Source organism: Bacillus sp. UMB0893 (assembly GCF_002858905.1).
In the GTDB taxonomy this organism is placed as follows: Bacteria; Bacillota; Bacilli; order Bacillales; family Bacillaceae; genus Bacillus_P.
This window is the reverse complement of sequence record NZ_PKLB01000008.1, coordinates 187,917-202,602: the sequence shown is the minus strand read 5'-3', so window position 1 is coordinate 202,602 and position 14,686 is coordinate 187,917. Positions and strand designations below refer to the sequence as shown.

13 protein-coding genes are annotated in these 14,686 nt (G+C 40.8%); 4 read left to right on the top strand and 9 right to left on the bottom strand.

The genetic code is table 11. The features are described 5' to 3' along the window. Positions 1-64: 64 nt before the first annotated feature. From treP to CYJ36_RS18240, 3 genes are all read right to left on the bottom strand, one after another. Positions 65-1,480 carry a PTS system trehalose-specific EIIBC component gene (gene treP / locus CYJ36_RS18250; RefSeq protein ID WP_101568684.1) on the bottom strand — a complete coding sequence of 472 codons (1,416 nt, stop codon included), beginning with the start codon at positions 1,478-1,480 and terminating at the stop codon, positions 65-67. A gap of 477 nt (positions 1,481-1,957) precedes the next feature. Beyond that, positions 1,958-3,322, bottom strand: a complete 1,365-nt coding sequence (locus tag CYJ36_RS18245; RefSeq protein WP_180850446.1) for an FAD-binding domain-containing protein — start codon at positions 3,320-3,322, stop codon at positions 1,958-1,960. 23 nt (positions 3,323-3,345) lie between these two features. Then, the gene (locus CYJ36_RS18240; RefSeq protein ID WP_101568763.1) at positions 3,346-3,717 is read right to left on the bottom strand and encodes a J-domain-containing protein; all 372 of its coding nucleotides are present in this window, start codon (positions 3,715-3,717) and stop codon (positions 3,346-3,348) included. 164 nt (positions 3,718-3,881) lie between these two features. On the opposite strand from CYJ36_RS18240, the gene CYJ36_RS18235 reads away from it, so the two are divergent. Then, positions 3,882-4,280 (top strand): hypothetical protein, encoded by a 399-nt coding sequence (locus CYJ36_RS18235; RefSeq protein WP_101568682.1) that lies wholly within the window; start codon positions 3,882-3,884, stop codon positions 4,278-4,280. A gap of 513 nt (positions 4,281-4,793) precedes the next feature. Here CYJ36_RS18235 and CYJ36_RS18230 read toward each other — a convergent pair. Beyond that, positions 4,794-5,588 (bottom strand): VOC family protein, encoded by a 795-nt coding sequence (locus CYJ36_RS18230; protein ID WP_101568681.1) that lies wholly within the window; start codon positions 5,586-5,588, stop codon positions 4,794-4,796. Positions 5,589-5,762: 174 nt separating this feature from the next. On the opposite strand from CYJ36_RS18230, the gene CYJ36_RS18225 reads away from it, so the two are divergent. Further along, positions 5,763-7,031 carry an MDR family MFS transporter gene (locus tag CYJ36_RS18225; protein WP_101568680.1) on the top strand — a complete coding sequence of 423 codons (1,269 nt, stop codon included), beginning with the start codon at positions 5,763-5,765 and terminating at the stop codon, positions 7,029-7,031. A gap of 26 nt (positions 7,032-7,057) precedes the next feature. Here the strand turns inward: CYJ36_RS18225 and CYJ36_RS18220 are convergent, their stop codons facing one another. Together CYJ36_RS18220 and CYJ36_RS18215 are read right to left on the bottom strand one after the other, a co-directional pair. Next, the gene (locus CYJ36_RS18220; protein ID WP_101568679.1) at positions 7,058-7,705 is read right to left on the bottom strand and encodes an MOSC domain-containing protein; all 648 of its coding nucleotides are present in this window, start codon (positions 7,703-7,705) and stop codon (positions 7,058-7,060) included. A 232-nt stretch (positions 7,706-7,937) separates the two neighbouring features. After that, the gene (locus CYJ36_RS18215; RefSeq protein ID WP_101568678.1) at positions 7,938-9,191 is read right to left on the bottom strand and encodes an MFS transporter; all 1,254 of its coding nucleotides are present in this window, start codon (positions 9,189-9,191) and stop codon (positions 7,938-7,940) included. Positions 9,192-9,310: 119 nt separating this feature from the next. Between CYJ36_RS18215 and CYJ36_RS18210 the strand changes: the two genes are divergently transcribed. Beyond that, the gene (locus CYJ36_RS18210) at positions 9,311-9,868 is read left to right on the top strand and encodes a helix-turn-helix domain-containing protein (protein WP_101568677.1); all 558 of its coding nucleotides are present in this window, start codon (positions 9,311-9,313) and stop codon (positions 9,866-9,868) included. A 328-nt stretch (positions 9,869-10,196) separates the two neighbouring features. Here the strand turns inward: CYJ36_RS18210 and CYJ36_RS18205 are convergent, their stop codons facing one another. The 3 genes from CYJ36_RS18205 to CYJ36_RS18195 are packed head-to-tail and all read right to left on the bottom strand — an operon-like array spanning position 10,197 to position 13,871. Beyond that, positions 10,197-11,411: an iron-containing alcohol dehydrogenase gene (locus CYJ36_RS18205; protein WP_257962527.1), complete on the bottom strand. Its 1,215-nt coding sequence runs from the start codon at positions 11,409-11,411 to the stop codon at positions 10,197-10,199. Further along, the gene (locus CYJ36_RS18200; protein WP_101568676.1) at positions 11,408-12,958 is read right to left on the bottom strand and encodes an aldehyde dehydrogenase family protein; all 1,551 of its coding nucleotides are present in this window, start codon (positions 12,956-12,958) and stop codon (positions 11,408-11,410) included. The genes CYJ36_RS18205 and CYJ36_RS18200 overlap by 4 nt, the downstream gene beginning before the upstream one ends. Positions 12,959-12,980: 22 nt before the next feature. Beyond that, positions 12,981-13,871: a R2-like ligand-binding oxidase gene (locus CYJ36_RS18195; RefSeq protein WP_101568675.1), complete on the bottom strand. Its 891-nt coding sequence runs from the start codon at positions 13,869-13,871 to the stop codon at positions 12,981-12,983. 126 nt (positions 13,872-13,997) lie between these two features. On the opposite strand from CYJ36_RS18195, the gene CYJ36_RS18190 reads away from it, so the two are divergent. Then, positions 13,998-14,669, top strand: coding sequence for a response regulator transcription factor (locus CYJ36_RS18190; RefSeq protein ID WP_101568674.1), 672 nt, complete (start codon positions 13,998-14,000; stop codon positions 14,667-14,669). Positions 14,670-14,686 lie beyond the last annotated feature (17 nt).

Here is a 14,686-nt window from a genome sequence, read left to right as displayed (position 1 = left end):
TAACATGCACCACCATCATATTTTTTTAACGGCAAAAAGGACAACTGCTTGTCCTTTTTGTTTTTTATTTTTTCTTCCAATTAAACTTGGCAAATACGTAAGTCAGTACGAATGGTACCACTATTGCGATCGCCATCCCGATAAAGAATGCAGTCCAATATTCAGAGCTAATGGATAAAAATCCAGGTATTCCGCCTACACCGATTGAGAAAGCTTTAACATGGTTTAATGTAATAAATACACCTGCGATTGCAGAACCAATCATCGCTGCGATGAATGGATAACGGTACCTAAGATTCACACCAAACATAGCTGGTTCAGTGATGCCAAGATAAGCAGAGATCCCTGAAGTAAGGGCCAAACCTTTTTGTTTTTCATCCTTTACAATGCGCATCATTGCAAATGCAGCAGATCCCTGCGCAATGTTTGATAGAGCAAGCATTGGCCATAAGAATGTGCCTCCAGCACTTGCTACAAGCTGCAGGTCAACCGCAAGGAATGTATGATGCATTCCCGTTACAACAAGCAGTGAGTATAAACCTCCATAGAGTAAGCCGCCAAGAGCTGCAAAGTTATCAAAAATGGCTATAACGCCATCAGTAATGAAGTTTCCTGCTGCAAACGTGACAGGTCCAATTGCGATAAAAGCTGCAAATCCAGTAACCAACAGGGCAATAGGGGCAACAACCAATAATTTAATAGAATCGGCCACACGTTTATTTAAAAACACTTCTATTTTAGCCAGTAAATACGATGCGAACAAAACTGGAAGCACTTGACCCTGATAACCGATTTTTTCGATTTCAAGACCGAATAAGTTCCAGACCGGAACCTCTCCTTTAGCTTGGGCTTCACCATATGACCATGCATTCAGAAGATCAGGATGCACAAGGATTAATCCAAGAACGATACCCAGAAGCGGACTGCCTCCAAAACGTTTAACAGCCGACCAGCCAATTAAGGCAGGAAGAAAAGTAAATGCTGTATTCGCTATTAGATTAATGATGCTCGATAAATCCGCCCACTGCGGATAAACCTCTATAAGGGACTTGTTCTCAAAGAAAATACCTGCACCGCTCAAAATGTTATTAATCCCCATCAATAAACCAGCTGTTACGATGGCAGGCAAGATAGGAATGAAAATATCAGCAAGCGTCTTAACCGCTTTTTGGAGAGGATTTAAATTCCCTGAGGCTGCATCTTTAACATCCTCTTTTGAAGATTCACCGATTCCTGTCTGATCAGCCATTTCTTTATACACTTTATCAACTAAGCCTTGTCCAATCACAACCTGAAATTGGCCGTTCGTTGAAAATGAACCCTTAACCATACCAATTTCATCCAGCTTGTCTTTATCGACTTTGCTTTCGTCTTTCAAAGCAAATCGCAAACGCGTGACGCAATGTGTCGCTGCAGAAATATTGTCCTTGCCGCCAACCGCATCAACAATTTCGCGAACTTCTTGTTTGTTCACACTCATCTATTTCAACCTCCCGTAATCGTTTTCATTATTATCTATTTCTTCCCAGAAACTTTATCTCTTTTACCTAATTCAAAAGTCCTGTATATACAAGTTACAAACTTATTGTAATCTTGTATATACATGCTGTCAACAAAAAATAGTAATCGTTTTCATATTTTTCTTTGCTTCTCCTGTTATACAGGCTTTTATTTTGTCATTCGTGAATCTTGTGTTCCCATACTTCTTTTTTCATACCCTCTATCTCGAGCAATAAAGCACTCTTGGCGGAGGCTGTATAGCATCACACCTCTGTAAAAGGTTTCTCGTCCATTTTTTTATGACTGCTCAAGCTGTTTTTCAGACCCTTCAGCCAAATACCTTCAATTATCCGAGAATAAAAATAGACCACGCTCTATTAAGCGTGGTCCTAAATCTTATCTGGAAAATCAGCAGCAAATCAAATGGATGATACGGAGGTGCAAAAGAAATCTCCTTTCACAAATCAAATTTCAATTGTTCATAATCAGAAGCTTTTGAAGAGCGTGCTGATGTACCTGCCTGGGCTTTCCTTGCAGCCTGATTTGCCTTTTTAACATCTACAATCGGCGCCTGATAATTCAAATGAAAAAAACCGGGATAGTGCCAAGGCTCATGGATATGCTTAACAGGAACATTCTCCAAACTTGGTAAGTATCTTTTTATAAAAGCCCCATCTGGATCTTCTTTTTTTCCTATTTTCACAGGATTCTGCACTTTCTCCGACATCTTTTGAATCTGGTGAAAATGAATGATAGGCTCATAGTCCAGAAAAAGGGCAGCTAGCGCATCCGAGCACTTTTGCACGTTCAGTGAAAGAGTATTAACGGCAAAAGATACGAGCATACTCCGATATTTTGAGGGAATCCAGCCGGTTTTGTGCAGACAATTCATTGTAGCATCTATCATGGGAATCCCAGTTTGTCCTTCAAACCATCTTAAAAACAAACCATCTCCAGTATCTTTTTCATCAGGAGAAGGCTCAAAATCAAATACATTTTCCTGCTCCATCAGCTTCCACCGTTCCTTAAGCCGTTCCTGAAAAGATGTTAATTGTTTCACAAGAAACAAATTATCACAATTTTCTATCTTTATCGACGTTTTCTGGACAACTGTATGAAACGAAATGTTTCCCCATGCTAAATATGGCGAAAGCCTGCTTGATGAAACAGTTGATTGAAGAAGGTTGGAACCATGCTCTTCATATAAGTGAAAACGCTCCTCCAAAAAGGTTTCAAGCGTTTCAAGCGCCTGCTGTTCACCGCCCTGCTGGCCAAATCTGATTGGTTTTCCTCCGACAGGAAAAGATTTAAGTTTTTCTGCCCCAATGAAAAAGCTTTCTGGAATGGTTTTTGGTACTTCGACACGCTCAGGGCTGCTGAAAGGTTCACTTCGACAAAAACCGCTCCATCTGTCCTGAATATTTCTCCCGCTGTTTTTTTCATTAATGGGATACTCCAAAAACCTGATACCTCTCTCAATCATCCATTCTCTCACTCTTGCATTCCTGTCATGTACACGTGGACCAGCCTTTTCTTCATAAGCATACAAAGTGAATGGGCCATATGTTTTAAAGAGTGCAGAAAGCGCATCTTCCATCTCCCCCATATAGGTGAATAATCTGCCGCCCCTATCTTCCAAAGCGGCATGCATTTCCTCTAAGCTTTCCCGGACAAATTGAAAGTGCCTTGCCGAATAATCATCTCCAGACCATATAGATGGTTCGGCTGCATACAGCGTGAGAACTTCCCCATATTTAGCTGCATCAGCAAACGGCTTATGATCAGCTATTCGTAAATCACGTTTAAACCAGACGACGTTCATGAGAATCACTCCATCATCGATGTTTAGGACCATTTGGAATAAATCTTATCTTTATAAAAAGCAGAAGCTCTTGAACTGAAAGTGTTTCTTTTCTTTAGAATTTTATCAAACTGAAAAGATTTCTCGTTAAGCTGCACTTGCAGTTTTTCTTTCTCCATTTCATCCGGACATTGGGCTATCAGCTGTTCTAACGTATGAATCGCTTTTTTCAGCTCGATGTCTTCTTCCATCATGTTCGCATTTTTCATCATTTTATAGGACATTCGGAGATCAGGCGGGATATGGGACAAATCTTCAAGCAGAAGAGGCTTTCCCATACCGGGAAGCTGCTTGAACTCGCCATCTTTTATCGCCTGTTTAATTTTATCTTCTGAAAGAATCGTAAAAAGATCTATTTTTCTTCCCCCCAATAAAATCCTTCTCTTACTTAGGTTATACAATCAGCTTCGTTATTCCTTCTTAAAATATAGATGTTTCATGACAAATAATCAAACAAACGTTCTACAGCCAGGCTATTCAGCATATCATTTAGAATCACACGTAAAATGGAGGCATCTAAATGAGCGATTCAAAAACCTTTCAAATTCCTGAGGAAATGGTTGCACGATATGCTTCATTGAATGAAAAGGCGAAAAGGATAGAAGAGGAACTTACAGAGATGAAAAAAATATTCAATTCCTTTTTTGATCATACGCACGGAAAACTCTGCAAAGGTGAAGAGAGAATCGGTGATTACAAGATTCAGAGGCAAATCCGGCATTCTGAGCAATATCATCCTGAGAAAACCGTCAAGGTTTTAGAAGACTTAAATTTAACGGACTGTATTATTTCAGTAAAGCAGCCTGACAAGCAAAAAATTGATGCCGCCCTTACACTTGGAATGGTCTCTGAAGAGGAATTAAAAGACTGTCTGATTAAAAAAAGCTCTCAGGCTATTGTAGTAAAGTCAATTAAATAAGGATGTAAGATAAAAGAAACCAACCATTAAAAACAGAGGGTGTCCCAAAAGTGAAAACATTGGGACATTCTTTTTCTATTATCGCATGTTTTAGATCTAGACAATCACAGAAAACGGAAAGATAGGATCCATTGGAGCTGTTTGGTGCCCTTGATTCAAGGAAAACGGAAAGTCAGGGCACCATTGGAGCTTTATGGTGCCCTTGATTCACAAAAACCGGAAAGATAGGGTACCATTGGAGCTGTATGGTGCCCTTGAATCTCGGAAAACGGAATGATAGGGCACCATTGGAGCTGTATAGTGCCCTTGATTCACGGAAAACGGAAAGTCAGGGTACCATTGGAGCTGTATGATACCCTAAAATCACGTGGTTTTAACAAAAGCGGAAAGATATACATCAAATCGCAATGTCCCGAAAGTGATGTACTTTTTGCTTGGAATTAAAAGCGCTGGCGAGAAAACAAGTATTTTTCGTTCCTGCCCTTCTTTTTTAAGACTATGGCCAGCCCCTTTCTATTTATACATACTGCCGAAAACCTGATAGTAGGACTTAAAAACCGGCGGATCGAATTCAACCAGATATGGACCTTCCCCTTTTTTTTCCAGCATTTGCTGGACGATGCCCGCTCCGGATGCTTCTGTAAAAACGAGCTTAAAGGATGGAAGCGTGATGGCGCAGCTTCTTGCTCTCCACTCATCATTCACCGTTTCTTCTCCCCTTGGAAGATCAAAATATTTTCTCCACTTGGTAACGGCTGAATTTAAATCTTTTACGATATAATGCACGTTTGAAATGGATACCCCTAAATTGGATGATGTCAGAGCTCCATTTTTATGTAAGTCTTGCTTCCGTTCATCATCTGTCTGATTCCATTGAATAAAAAAAGGCAGCGGACAGTCTTCATCGCTTTGCTGAATAAAAAGCATTTTCCATTCTAATAAGCTGCCATCTTCTCTTTTTCTGCTGGCATCAATCACTTCCCCTGTTTCAAGACCCTTTTCATCAAGCTCCTCTTTTACTTTCTCAATTCGGTCAGTCCGAATCGCTATCTGACTTAATCCTTCAGCAGGCTGCTTTAACAGGTGATGAATAAGAGGATTCTGTGATCCGTTTGCTTTGTTCCGGTCTTCAACAGCAAGAAACTCCAGATAAGCCAGATCGCTGAAATAACATAAACTGTTGTGAGTCCCCCAGTTTTCATGACGCCCGCCCATAACAGCCTGTAAATCCTGTTTTATAAACATATTTGCGGCTTCAAGCGGATGCCTGTCCACAAAATGAACGATGTGATCTAGTTTGAATTCCATAGCTTCACTCCTTTTCTTCAAGTAATCTTTATCATTCTAAAAATGATCCAAAGCGGTCTTTCCTTAAAAACTATCATCTCTTCAAGGTATTCACAAGCATGAATACGTTGCTCTTCTATTCGTCTGAGGGGTATCATAGAGAAGGTGTGATTTTGAAAAAGCGAGGATTACAGCATGAGACTTAGGGATTGGGACCGAAATTTAAAAATACGCTTGTTTGGCGAAGCAATGATGAATATTACATATTGGATGTTTTTCCCCTTTTTGACGATATATTTTGCAGAAGAATTCGGGAAGGAACAGGCAGGATTTCTGCTTGTGTTTTCACAGATTTTTTCTGTTATGGCTAATTTAATGGGAGGCTACTGCGCTGATCGGTTCGGTAGAAAGAAAATGATGGTGCTGTCAGCAGTTGGCCAGGGTCTGTCATTTCTTACGTTTGCTCTATCCGTTTCCCCATGGTTTGAAGCTCCGCTGCTTGGATTTATCTGCTTTGCACTTGCTGGGGTTTTCGGATCATTTTATTGGCCGGCCAGTCAGGCCATGATTGCAGATGTCGTAGAAGAAAAAGACCGGAGCAATGTGTTCGCCGTCTTCTACACATCCATTAACCTGGCCGTGGTCATTGGCCCGATTTTAGGTGCTATTTTCTATGTGAATTATTTCTTTGAATTATTGGTGTTTGCAGGAATCGTCTGTTTCTTGCTTGCAGGAATGCTTTTTCTCTGGACGCGCGAAACCGCACCTTCTGCCGGCAGCAAGCTTGGCAGCGGCTCGAAGTGGTATGAATTCCTTCTTCATCAGATACGGGAGTACAAAATTATTTTTAAGGATAAAGTGTTCCTGCTTTATATAGGTGCAGGCGTGCTTGCAGCTCAAACCTTTATGCAGCTTGATATGCTGATTCCTGTGTATACAAAAGAAACTGTGCAGGATGAGAAGCTGTTCGCATTTGGAGATTGGTCTTTTTCTCTGAGCGGGGAGCAGGCATTTGGTTTTTTGCTTTCAGAAAATGGATTGCTTGTTGCTATCCTGACGATTTCTGTTACAAAATGGATGACGGTATATAAAGAAAGAAATGTGTTCATTCTTTCCTCTGCCTTGTACGGAGTCGCCATTTTCCTTTTTGGCCAATTCAGCTTTATTTGGGGACTTATTCTCGCGATGACGCTCTTTACATTTGCTGAACTGATGACGGCTGGATTGCAGCAAAGCTTTGTTTCAAAGCTTGCTCCTGAACACATGCGCGGACAATATTTTGCAGCAGCAAGTCTTCGCTATACGATTGGAAGAACGATAGCTCCGCTTTCGATTCCGATGACTGTATGGTTTGGATATCAATGGACTTTTGCAATTCTTGCTCTTCTTGCATTTGCCAGCGCTATTATGTACTGGATCATGTTTTCCGCCTATGAACGAAGTACCGCCGTTCAGCCAAGCTAAGCACACGGTCATTGATCGTGTGCTTTTCAATGTTCCTTTAGCCGCTTTTCAAACGATTTTCGCCAGCTGTCTGATAAAGCTTTTACTTCTAGTATTCTCTCGATAGCTTTTGTATTTTTCTTATCGTGGTATTTTATTTGATTGGCAAAAGCGATCGTGACCCCATCTTTTTGAGTGTGAATGCATTTCATTTCATCTTCATAGCTTACTCTTCCTTCTTCCAAAACACGAAAATAAAAACCCGTGAACATTGTATTTTGAAATTGGACAGGCAGATCCTTTACCTGATGTTTCATTGCCAGCTTAAAGCATGGCTGTCGCGGCTCACTCACTTCTACTATAGATTCTCCCAGCTGAAAAATATCTCCGATGCACACATCTTCCTCAGTCATGCCGCTCACCGTTAGATTTTCTCCAAAAGCACCTGGATTTAAGGCCATTCCAAGAGCATCTTCCCAATATGGGTAGTGATCAAATGAATACACACAAACGGCTTTGTCGATGCCTCCGTGATTCACAAGATCTGCTTGCCCATCTCCTTCAAAATTCGTTTTAGTTAAAAAAAGCGGATTTTTCACAGGCTCCTTGTATATCCCGGTTTCGATTTCCTTGCCGTTATATAAAACGGCCCTTGGCATACCGGCGTTTATTGACTCAATTCTATATGTTTTCATCGCGGCACCATCCTGTTTATATTTTTACCTTTAATTTTGCCATAAAATTGTCTATTACACATTGAAAAGTTTCAGAGACAGTATTTGTTTGTGCCTTTGCCAATCAGAATCTATTAAAAGAAAAATTCTTTATAGAAAAGAGAGAAAACGAGGAGCACAGGATAAACATTTCGTTTTGCCCTGCTAATTTTATCTAGACTCCCGATAATTAAAACCTATGAAACTTCCTAACTTATCTCGCAAACTCTGATTTGTGTTTTTTTATCACAATGACAAACAAACTGGCCAGCAGACAAAACATGCCTGCAAGAAAAAATGCCCATGTATAAGAATTAAAGACATTATAAATTAAACCTCCGCCAAAAGCTGCCACTGCTGCACCAGCTTGATGCGCTGCAAAGATCCATCCATAAACAATGACGCTTTTTTCCACCCCAAAGACTTGCCTGGAAATGTTGATAGTTGGCGGTACGGTCGCGATCCAATCTAATCCGTAAAATACAGTGAAGATCATGAGAAGGGTAATAGAACCTTCGGATAAGGCAAAAGGAAGCAATATAAGGGAAGCACCTCTAAGAATGTAATACCAAAACAACAGCCAGCGGTTATCGAACCGATCTGATAACCAGCCTGAAAGGGTCGTTCCGATCAAATCAAATACTCCCATAAAAGAAAGCATGGAAGCTGCTGTTACAGCAGCAAACCCGAAACCAATACAGTAAGTAATGAAATGGGTGCCGATAAGTCCGCTTGTTGAAAGACCGCATATAAAAAAACTGCCCGCTAATAACCAAAATTCTTTTACTCTTACTGCCTCAAATAACGACTGAAAAGCCATTACGATCGGATTTTCCTTTTGTATGGGTTGTTTTTCTTGCGCTTCATCTTCAAGCCCATATGGCAGAATCCCTATTTCTTTTGGTGAGTTTTTCATAAATAGCAGAATGATCAGCAGCAGAATGATACTAAGAATCAAAATGAGGGCAATCGCCAATCGCCATGAATGATTTTCGATGATAAATGCTAACACTGGCAGCAGTATTAACTGGCCAGTCGCTGTACTTGCCGTTAATATTCCAACTGCAAGCCCTCTCCTTTTTTCAAACCATCGATTTGCCACATATGGACTTAAAACGGTTAAAAAGAGTCCTGATCCTAACCCGATAATTATTCCCCAAATTAAAATTAACTGCCAAGGCTGTTCCATGAAATAGGTGAGCGAAACTCCTGCCAGTAAAGTTGTCATCGCCAAAACCATCATCTTCTTTAATCCTAAAACCTCGATCAGTGCCGCCATAAAGGGACCTGAAAGCCCATAAAGAAGCAGGCTTACTGCAAAGGCTAATGAGATAATGGAACGATCCCATCCGAACTCAGTTTCAAAGGGTACAATGAACACACCCGACGATGACCGGACAATTCCTGCAACAATAATTGAGAAGAATGTAATAGATAAAATAACCCAACTATAATGAATACGTTTCAAACTCTCACCCACAATTTCTTTAATGTGATAAAATTATTATAATGATCGAAAAGCGCATTATAATATTTTATTATATTGTACAATATAGACATTATAATGTTCAAGAGGAGGTTTTATGTATGGAACAAATACATAACATCATTTCAAGTAATATAAAGAAAATAAGAGAAAAAAGAAAAATGAGTTTAGATGAACTATCTTTCCTCTCAGGAGTCAGCAAGAGCTTATTACGTCAAATAGAAAAAGAAGAATCCAATCCAACCATTTCGACACTTTGGAAAATTGCCAATGGCTTAAAAATCCCATTTACCTCACTGATTGAATATGAGACTCCCGATACAGAAATGGTTAAAAAAGAAGAGATACAGCCTCTTCTCGAAGATAATGGAAGATATCGTTTATATCCTTATTTTCCTTTCGAAGATCAAAAGCCTTTTGAATCATACTCGGTTGAAATGGAGCCTATGGCAAGCCTAAATGCAGATCCCCATACTCCGGGAACCATTGAATGCATAACTGTATTCAGCGGAACACTTTGTCTAACGGTTCAAAATAAGAAACACATTATACAAGCTGGAGATTCAATTAAATTTAAAGCAGACAATCCCCATTCCTATTTAAACCCAGGTAAGGAACTCACAAATTTAAGTATGATTGTTTATTATCCTGAGTCATGAAAAAACAGAAAAGCCCGCTGCATTTTATTTGCATGCGGGCTGATATTTATATTGGCTTTCTAACACTTTGCTGCTTTTCACTCGTTTTAAATACGTTCAAATTGTTATTTTTTTGTTCATATCAGAAAGCAGAACAACTGCTGTCTCCTCATTGCGAACATGTCTGCCTAAAGGAAACAACAATCTATGGCGAACATAGCCTTAGAATAACAAAAGCAGCAGATTCCATTCCTGAAATCCACTGCTTTTCATTTTTTATTTGGTCTGTTTTTTTTATGAGCACATGTATGAAAACACCTTACCTTTAACCGGCTCGTTTTCTTTCTGCTTATTTCACCCCTATAGGGACAACCTTCTGTCCGATTGCCTGAATCAGCTCAGGCGGCATTGGAAAGGACACTGCAGCAGGATCAAGTGCAACAGCCGGTATGACCTTCTCTAAATCTCTTTCTGAAATTCCGTACTCTGAAAAATCAGATGGAAGCCCTGCTTTATGCTGCAGCAGCTTAATTTTATTAATGACTTTATTTAATACTTCCGGACCCTCCTCATTTCCAGTTTCCACATTCAATGCTTCTGCCAGCTGATTTATTTTTGGCAGGTATAAGGATGGTATGCTCTCCATGACAGCCGATAAAAAGACTGCATTTGCAAGGCCATGAGGGATACGGAACATGGCTCCATATGCATGCGCAAAATTATGAACCGGTATGGCGTTCAATGCGAAGCTAAAAGCTGTGATTCCCATTAAGCTTGCATGAAGCATGTCCATCCTTGCTTCAACGTTCTCTCCATTTGAAACAGCGGTTAACAAGTTTTTTTCAATTAACCGAACGGCCTGCAAGGCATGGGCATCCGTTAATGCCGTTGCATTTGGCGAAGCGAAAGCCTCAATCGCATGTGTGAGGGCATCAAACCCTGTGAAAGCCGTTATGTCAGGTGGAAGTCCCACTGTCAGATCCGGATCCAGCACAGCGATATCCGCGCTGATAAATGGATTAATAATATTTGTTTTCAATTTCAATTCTTCATTGTAGATAACGGCAATTGGCGAGACTTCAGATCCCGTTCCTGCTGTAGTCGGGATCGCAATGTGCGGAATTGGAATGTGAACGGCTTCAGGAAAAGATTCCATTAAAAATCCGCCGGGGATTGCCTCTTTTATATCTGTAATCCCTTTATGAAGACAGTATTTTACTCCTTTCACTGTATCTAATACACTTCCGCCTCCAACTGCAAGCAAGGCATCAGCTCCTGCTTCTCTGGCATAGCGGACTGCATCGTTTACACAGCCGCTTTCAGCATCCTGCTTAATATCAAGATAGATTCCAACAAGCTCTGGTCCAGTTCCATGAGTCGTCAGCTCGAAAATCTGGGAAACCTTATTCACAACTCCCGCTTTTTCAAGACCGCGATCACTGAAAAGAACAACCCTTTTTGCCCCGAGTCCGCGAAATAGGTCAGGCACCATTGCCCTTGTATTCGATCCGCTGTAGATGCCGGAGCGCAGCATGAACTGTGAAAATGTCGTTGTCAGCATCATTCTTCACCTCTAGTTTCCATTTGATTTTGTTCAGAAAACAAAATACCGTACCAGCTGCGTTTATGAAGATCAGATACCATTGATGTGTGAACATGCTTTACTTGTGTATAAGCATCTAGGGAATGCTGGCCCATTTCACGGCCAATTCCGCTCTGTTTGTAGCCTCCGAACGGTGCATCATTGCGGAGCATGTGCCAGTCATTGATCCAAACAACTCCAGCCTGAAGCTTTCTTGCTGCTTCGTATGCTTTGTTAACATCCCTTGTCCAAACGCCGGCTGCTAATCCATAGATTGTGTCATTTGCCATTTTGATAGCTTCTTCTTCGTCAGAATATTTGATAATTGATAAGACTGGTCCAAATATTTCTTCTTGTGCAATTTTCATTTCATTTGTAACATTTGTGAAGATTGTTGGTTCGATGAAATGCCCGCCCTCACATCCTGGAACTTTTATTTCTTTACCTCCGCAAACTAGTGTAGCTCCCTCTTCTTTTCCAGATTGAATATATGCCAGAATCGAATCTTTTTGCTTTTCAGATATAAGAGGACCCACATCTGTTGATGCTTCAAGCGGATTGCCAAGCTTCAATTTTTTTGTCAGTGCAAGCAGACCTTCCACGATCTCATCATGCATGCTTTCGGGTACGAACAAGCGAGTACCTGATTCACATAGCTGTCCAGAATGCAGGAATACTCCAAAAAGACTTCCAGGTAAAGCGAGAGAAAGATCTGCATCCTCAAAAATAATATTCGGCGATTTTCCTCCGAGCTCAAGTGTTGTGTTTTTAACCGTTTCAGCTGCAAGTTTCATAATGTTTCGTCCAACTTCTGTTGAACCGGTAAATGCGACTTTATCTACCTGCGGATGACGGACGAGTGCTTCGCCAACTTCTGCGCCAGGACCTGTCACGACATTGATTACACCTGGAGGTACTACTTTTGAAATGATTTCTGCCAGCTTCAAAGTCGATAATGGCGTGTAAGTTGCAGGCTTGATTACTAAAGTGTTTCCCATTGCAAGGGCAGGAGCAATTTTCCATGATGCAATCAGCATCGGCATATTCCAAGGTGTGATGGCAGCACAGACTCCTATCGGCTCTCTCCATATGAAGTTATGTGCAGGACCTGGAAATGGGGGATTTGGCAGCGTTTCAGAGTAGGGATAATCTGCTGCAAATTTCGCAAATGTCTGAAATAAGTCTGCCATTTGCAAAATATCATTTGACGAGATGCGTCGGATGGTCCCTCCTGAGCTGATGCACTCTAAGTATGCGAGCTCTTCAGCATGCTGAATGATTTGATGGGCAATCGCATTCAGCACCTTTCCGCGCTCTTTCGGTTTCATGCTTTTCCATTCTGTTTGATCAAATGCGTGTCTTGCAGCAAGTACCGCTTTATCCACATCATCCTTTGATCCCTTAGCTGCTTTTGCCGCGATTTCTCCGGTTGCAGGATTAAAAATATCAAAGGTTTCTTTAGAAACAGACTCCTCCCATTTCCCATTAATAAATAGAGGCATTGTCATAATATTTACATTTACAGTCATGCTTCTTCCTCCTTTAAATGACTTAAACAATACCAACCTCTATTTCTGTCATTTTTTGAATATCTTCCATTCTCTTTCCGCGGGCTCTTGCAAGAATGTCCATGCGGACGGATAATTGTCTCATTGTAAAATTCATTGTTTCATCTAGCGTATTGCCAAATGCATTTTGTTCTCCTGACATGCCTTCCTGGTTAAGTTTTATCGCATAAGGAGTAAGCTGCTGCATTTTTTCTGAAACAAGGCCAAAAATATGATCATGCTCACTGATTAAACGCTGAAGAAGAAACGTTCCATAGCCGATATGCCTTGACTCATCCTTCTTCAAAAGTCCGACTCCTTTTAATAACCCGGGCATGATTTCTGCTTTTTCAAGTGAGCGATAGAACGAGAAATATCCTGTTTCAGCCAAAACTCCTTCTACAAACATGTTGTATACGGTTGACGCTTCAGCCACCGCTTCAGGAGATTGATCATGAATGAGACGTTCCATTGTCTGCGGCAAAAGCTCATAAAAAATCGTTTTATACGTGTCAGTATGGAAGGATGAGAGATCCCCTTTTTCACCAATCGCATTTAGAGCAAGCCGGAAGAATTCCGTGTGCTTCGCCTCCTCAAACAAAAAAGTAGTTAAATACATTTCCTCTTCCAGACGGCCTTCTTTTGCAATTGTCATCATAAGAGGCAATAAATCTAACGTAACCGCTTCTTCACCCGCCTGGAATTGAGAGATTAACCGAAGAACTTCGTGTCTCTGAGCCGAATTCAATCCTTGCCAATCTTGCGTATCCTGCGTGAAATCAATATCAGACGGATTCCAAATCCCAAACCGCTTCGCCTTCTGAAATAGACGGTAAGGCAAAGATTCTTCATTTATACCTCTGCTGCTTGTCGTAATGATTTCTCTTTTGTTCATCGTTCCCTCCCGGACATAAAATTTTTTAATAGTCTGACTTTTTTATTTGTAAGTGCTTACATTTTTATTTTACAATGGTAGGGATAAGTGAAATAGTACTGAAAAGGTAGGGGAGGAATTTGTCGAATGCTAGATGCAAAAGTAAGGGAATACATTAATGATGCTGCTCGGATTCAAGATTTTATGAAACGGACCGAACGGATGGTTAAGGGATGTGTTCGATTTTTCCCATTCAAGCGTGCTACTATCTTTACTTACTCTTCCTTCAGTTATGTAGGAGAAGGTCTCATTCAGGCAGACAAAGAAAAAATTACATCCATGCATTGGATAAAGGAAGATGTCCGCTATATTCCTCCAATATACAATGCCCTGGCAAATAACCAGCTCCAGCTCGTTGACCTCACACAAAACAACGTACCTTTTCCAAAAAAATATATTAATCAATTTAAGCTTTCAACTCTTGCTATCATTCCAATCAGTCAAACAAGCAACGTCATAGGCTGTGTTCTCGCAGACCAATATACTGGCCGTGAACATTCGATTCAAAATCACGTAGAACAGCTATCCCACTACTTTCAAGAATTTGTAGCTCCCCCTTCAAACCACATATTAAGCAATCGGGAAACGGAAGTGCTTCAGCATCTCGCAAATGGGTATTGCATGAAAGAGATGTCTGTATACATGAAGATAAGCGAGTTTACAGTCCGGGATTACATAAGTGCCGTCATTCGGAAGTTAGGAGTGAAGCATCGCGCAGAGGCTGTGGCTGTCGGACTCAGGACAGGAATTATACATTAGAAAGATTTACTGCCCGC

Coding starts and splice junctions, on each gene's coding strand:
- CYJ36_RS18210 (WP_101568677.1), top strand. CDS start 9,311: ATGGAACAAATACATAACATCATTTCAAGTAATATAAAGAAAATAAGA.
- CYJ36_RS18230 (WP_101568681.1), bottom strand. CDS start 5,588: ATGGAATTCAAACTAGATCACATCGTTCATTTTGTGGACAGGCATCCG.
- CYJ36_RS18235 (WP_101568682.1), top strand. CDS start 3,882: ATGAGCGATTCAAAAACCTTTCAAATTCCTGAGGAAATGGTTGCACGA.
- CYJ36_RS18190 (WP_101568674.1), top strand. CDS start 13,998: ATGCTAGATGCAAAAGTAAGGGAATACATTAATGATGCTGCTCGGATT.
- CYJ36_RS18245 (WP_180850446.1), bottom strand. CDS start 3,322: ATGAACGTCGTCTGGTTTAAACGTGATTTACGAATAGCTGATCATAAG.
- CYJ36_RS18195 (WP_101568675.1), bottom strand. CDS start 13,871: ATGAACAAAAGAGAAATCATTACGACAAGCAGCAGAGGTATAAATGAA.
- CYJ36_RS18220 (WP_101568679.1), bottom strand. CDS start 7,705: ATGAAAACATATAGAATTGAGTCAATAAACGCCGGTATGCCAAGGGCC.
- CYJ36_RS18200 (WP_101568676.1), bottom strand. CDS start 12,958: ATGACTGTAAATGTAAATATTATGACAATGCCTCTATTTATTAATGGG.
- CYJ36_RS18225 (WP_101568680.1), top strand. CDS start 5,763: ATGAGACTTAGGGATTGGGACCGAAATTTAAAAATACGCTTGTTTGGC.
- treP (WP_101568684.1), bottom strand. CDS start 1,480: ATGAGTGTGAACAAACAAGAAGTTCGCGAAATTGTTGATGCGGTTGGC.
- CYJ36_RS18205 (WP_257962527.1), bottom strand. CDS start 11,411: ATGATGCTGACAACGACATTTTCACAGTTCATGCTGCGCTCCGGCATC.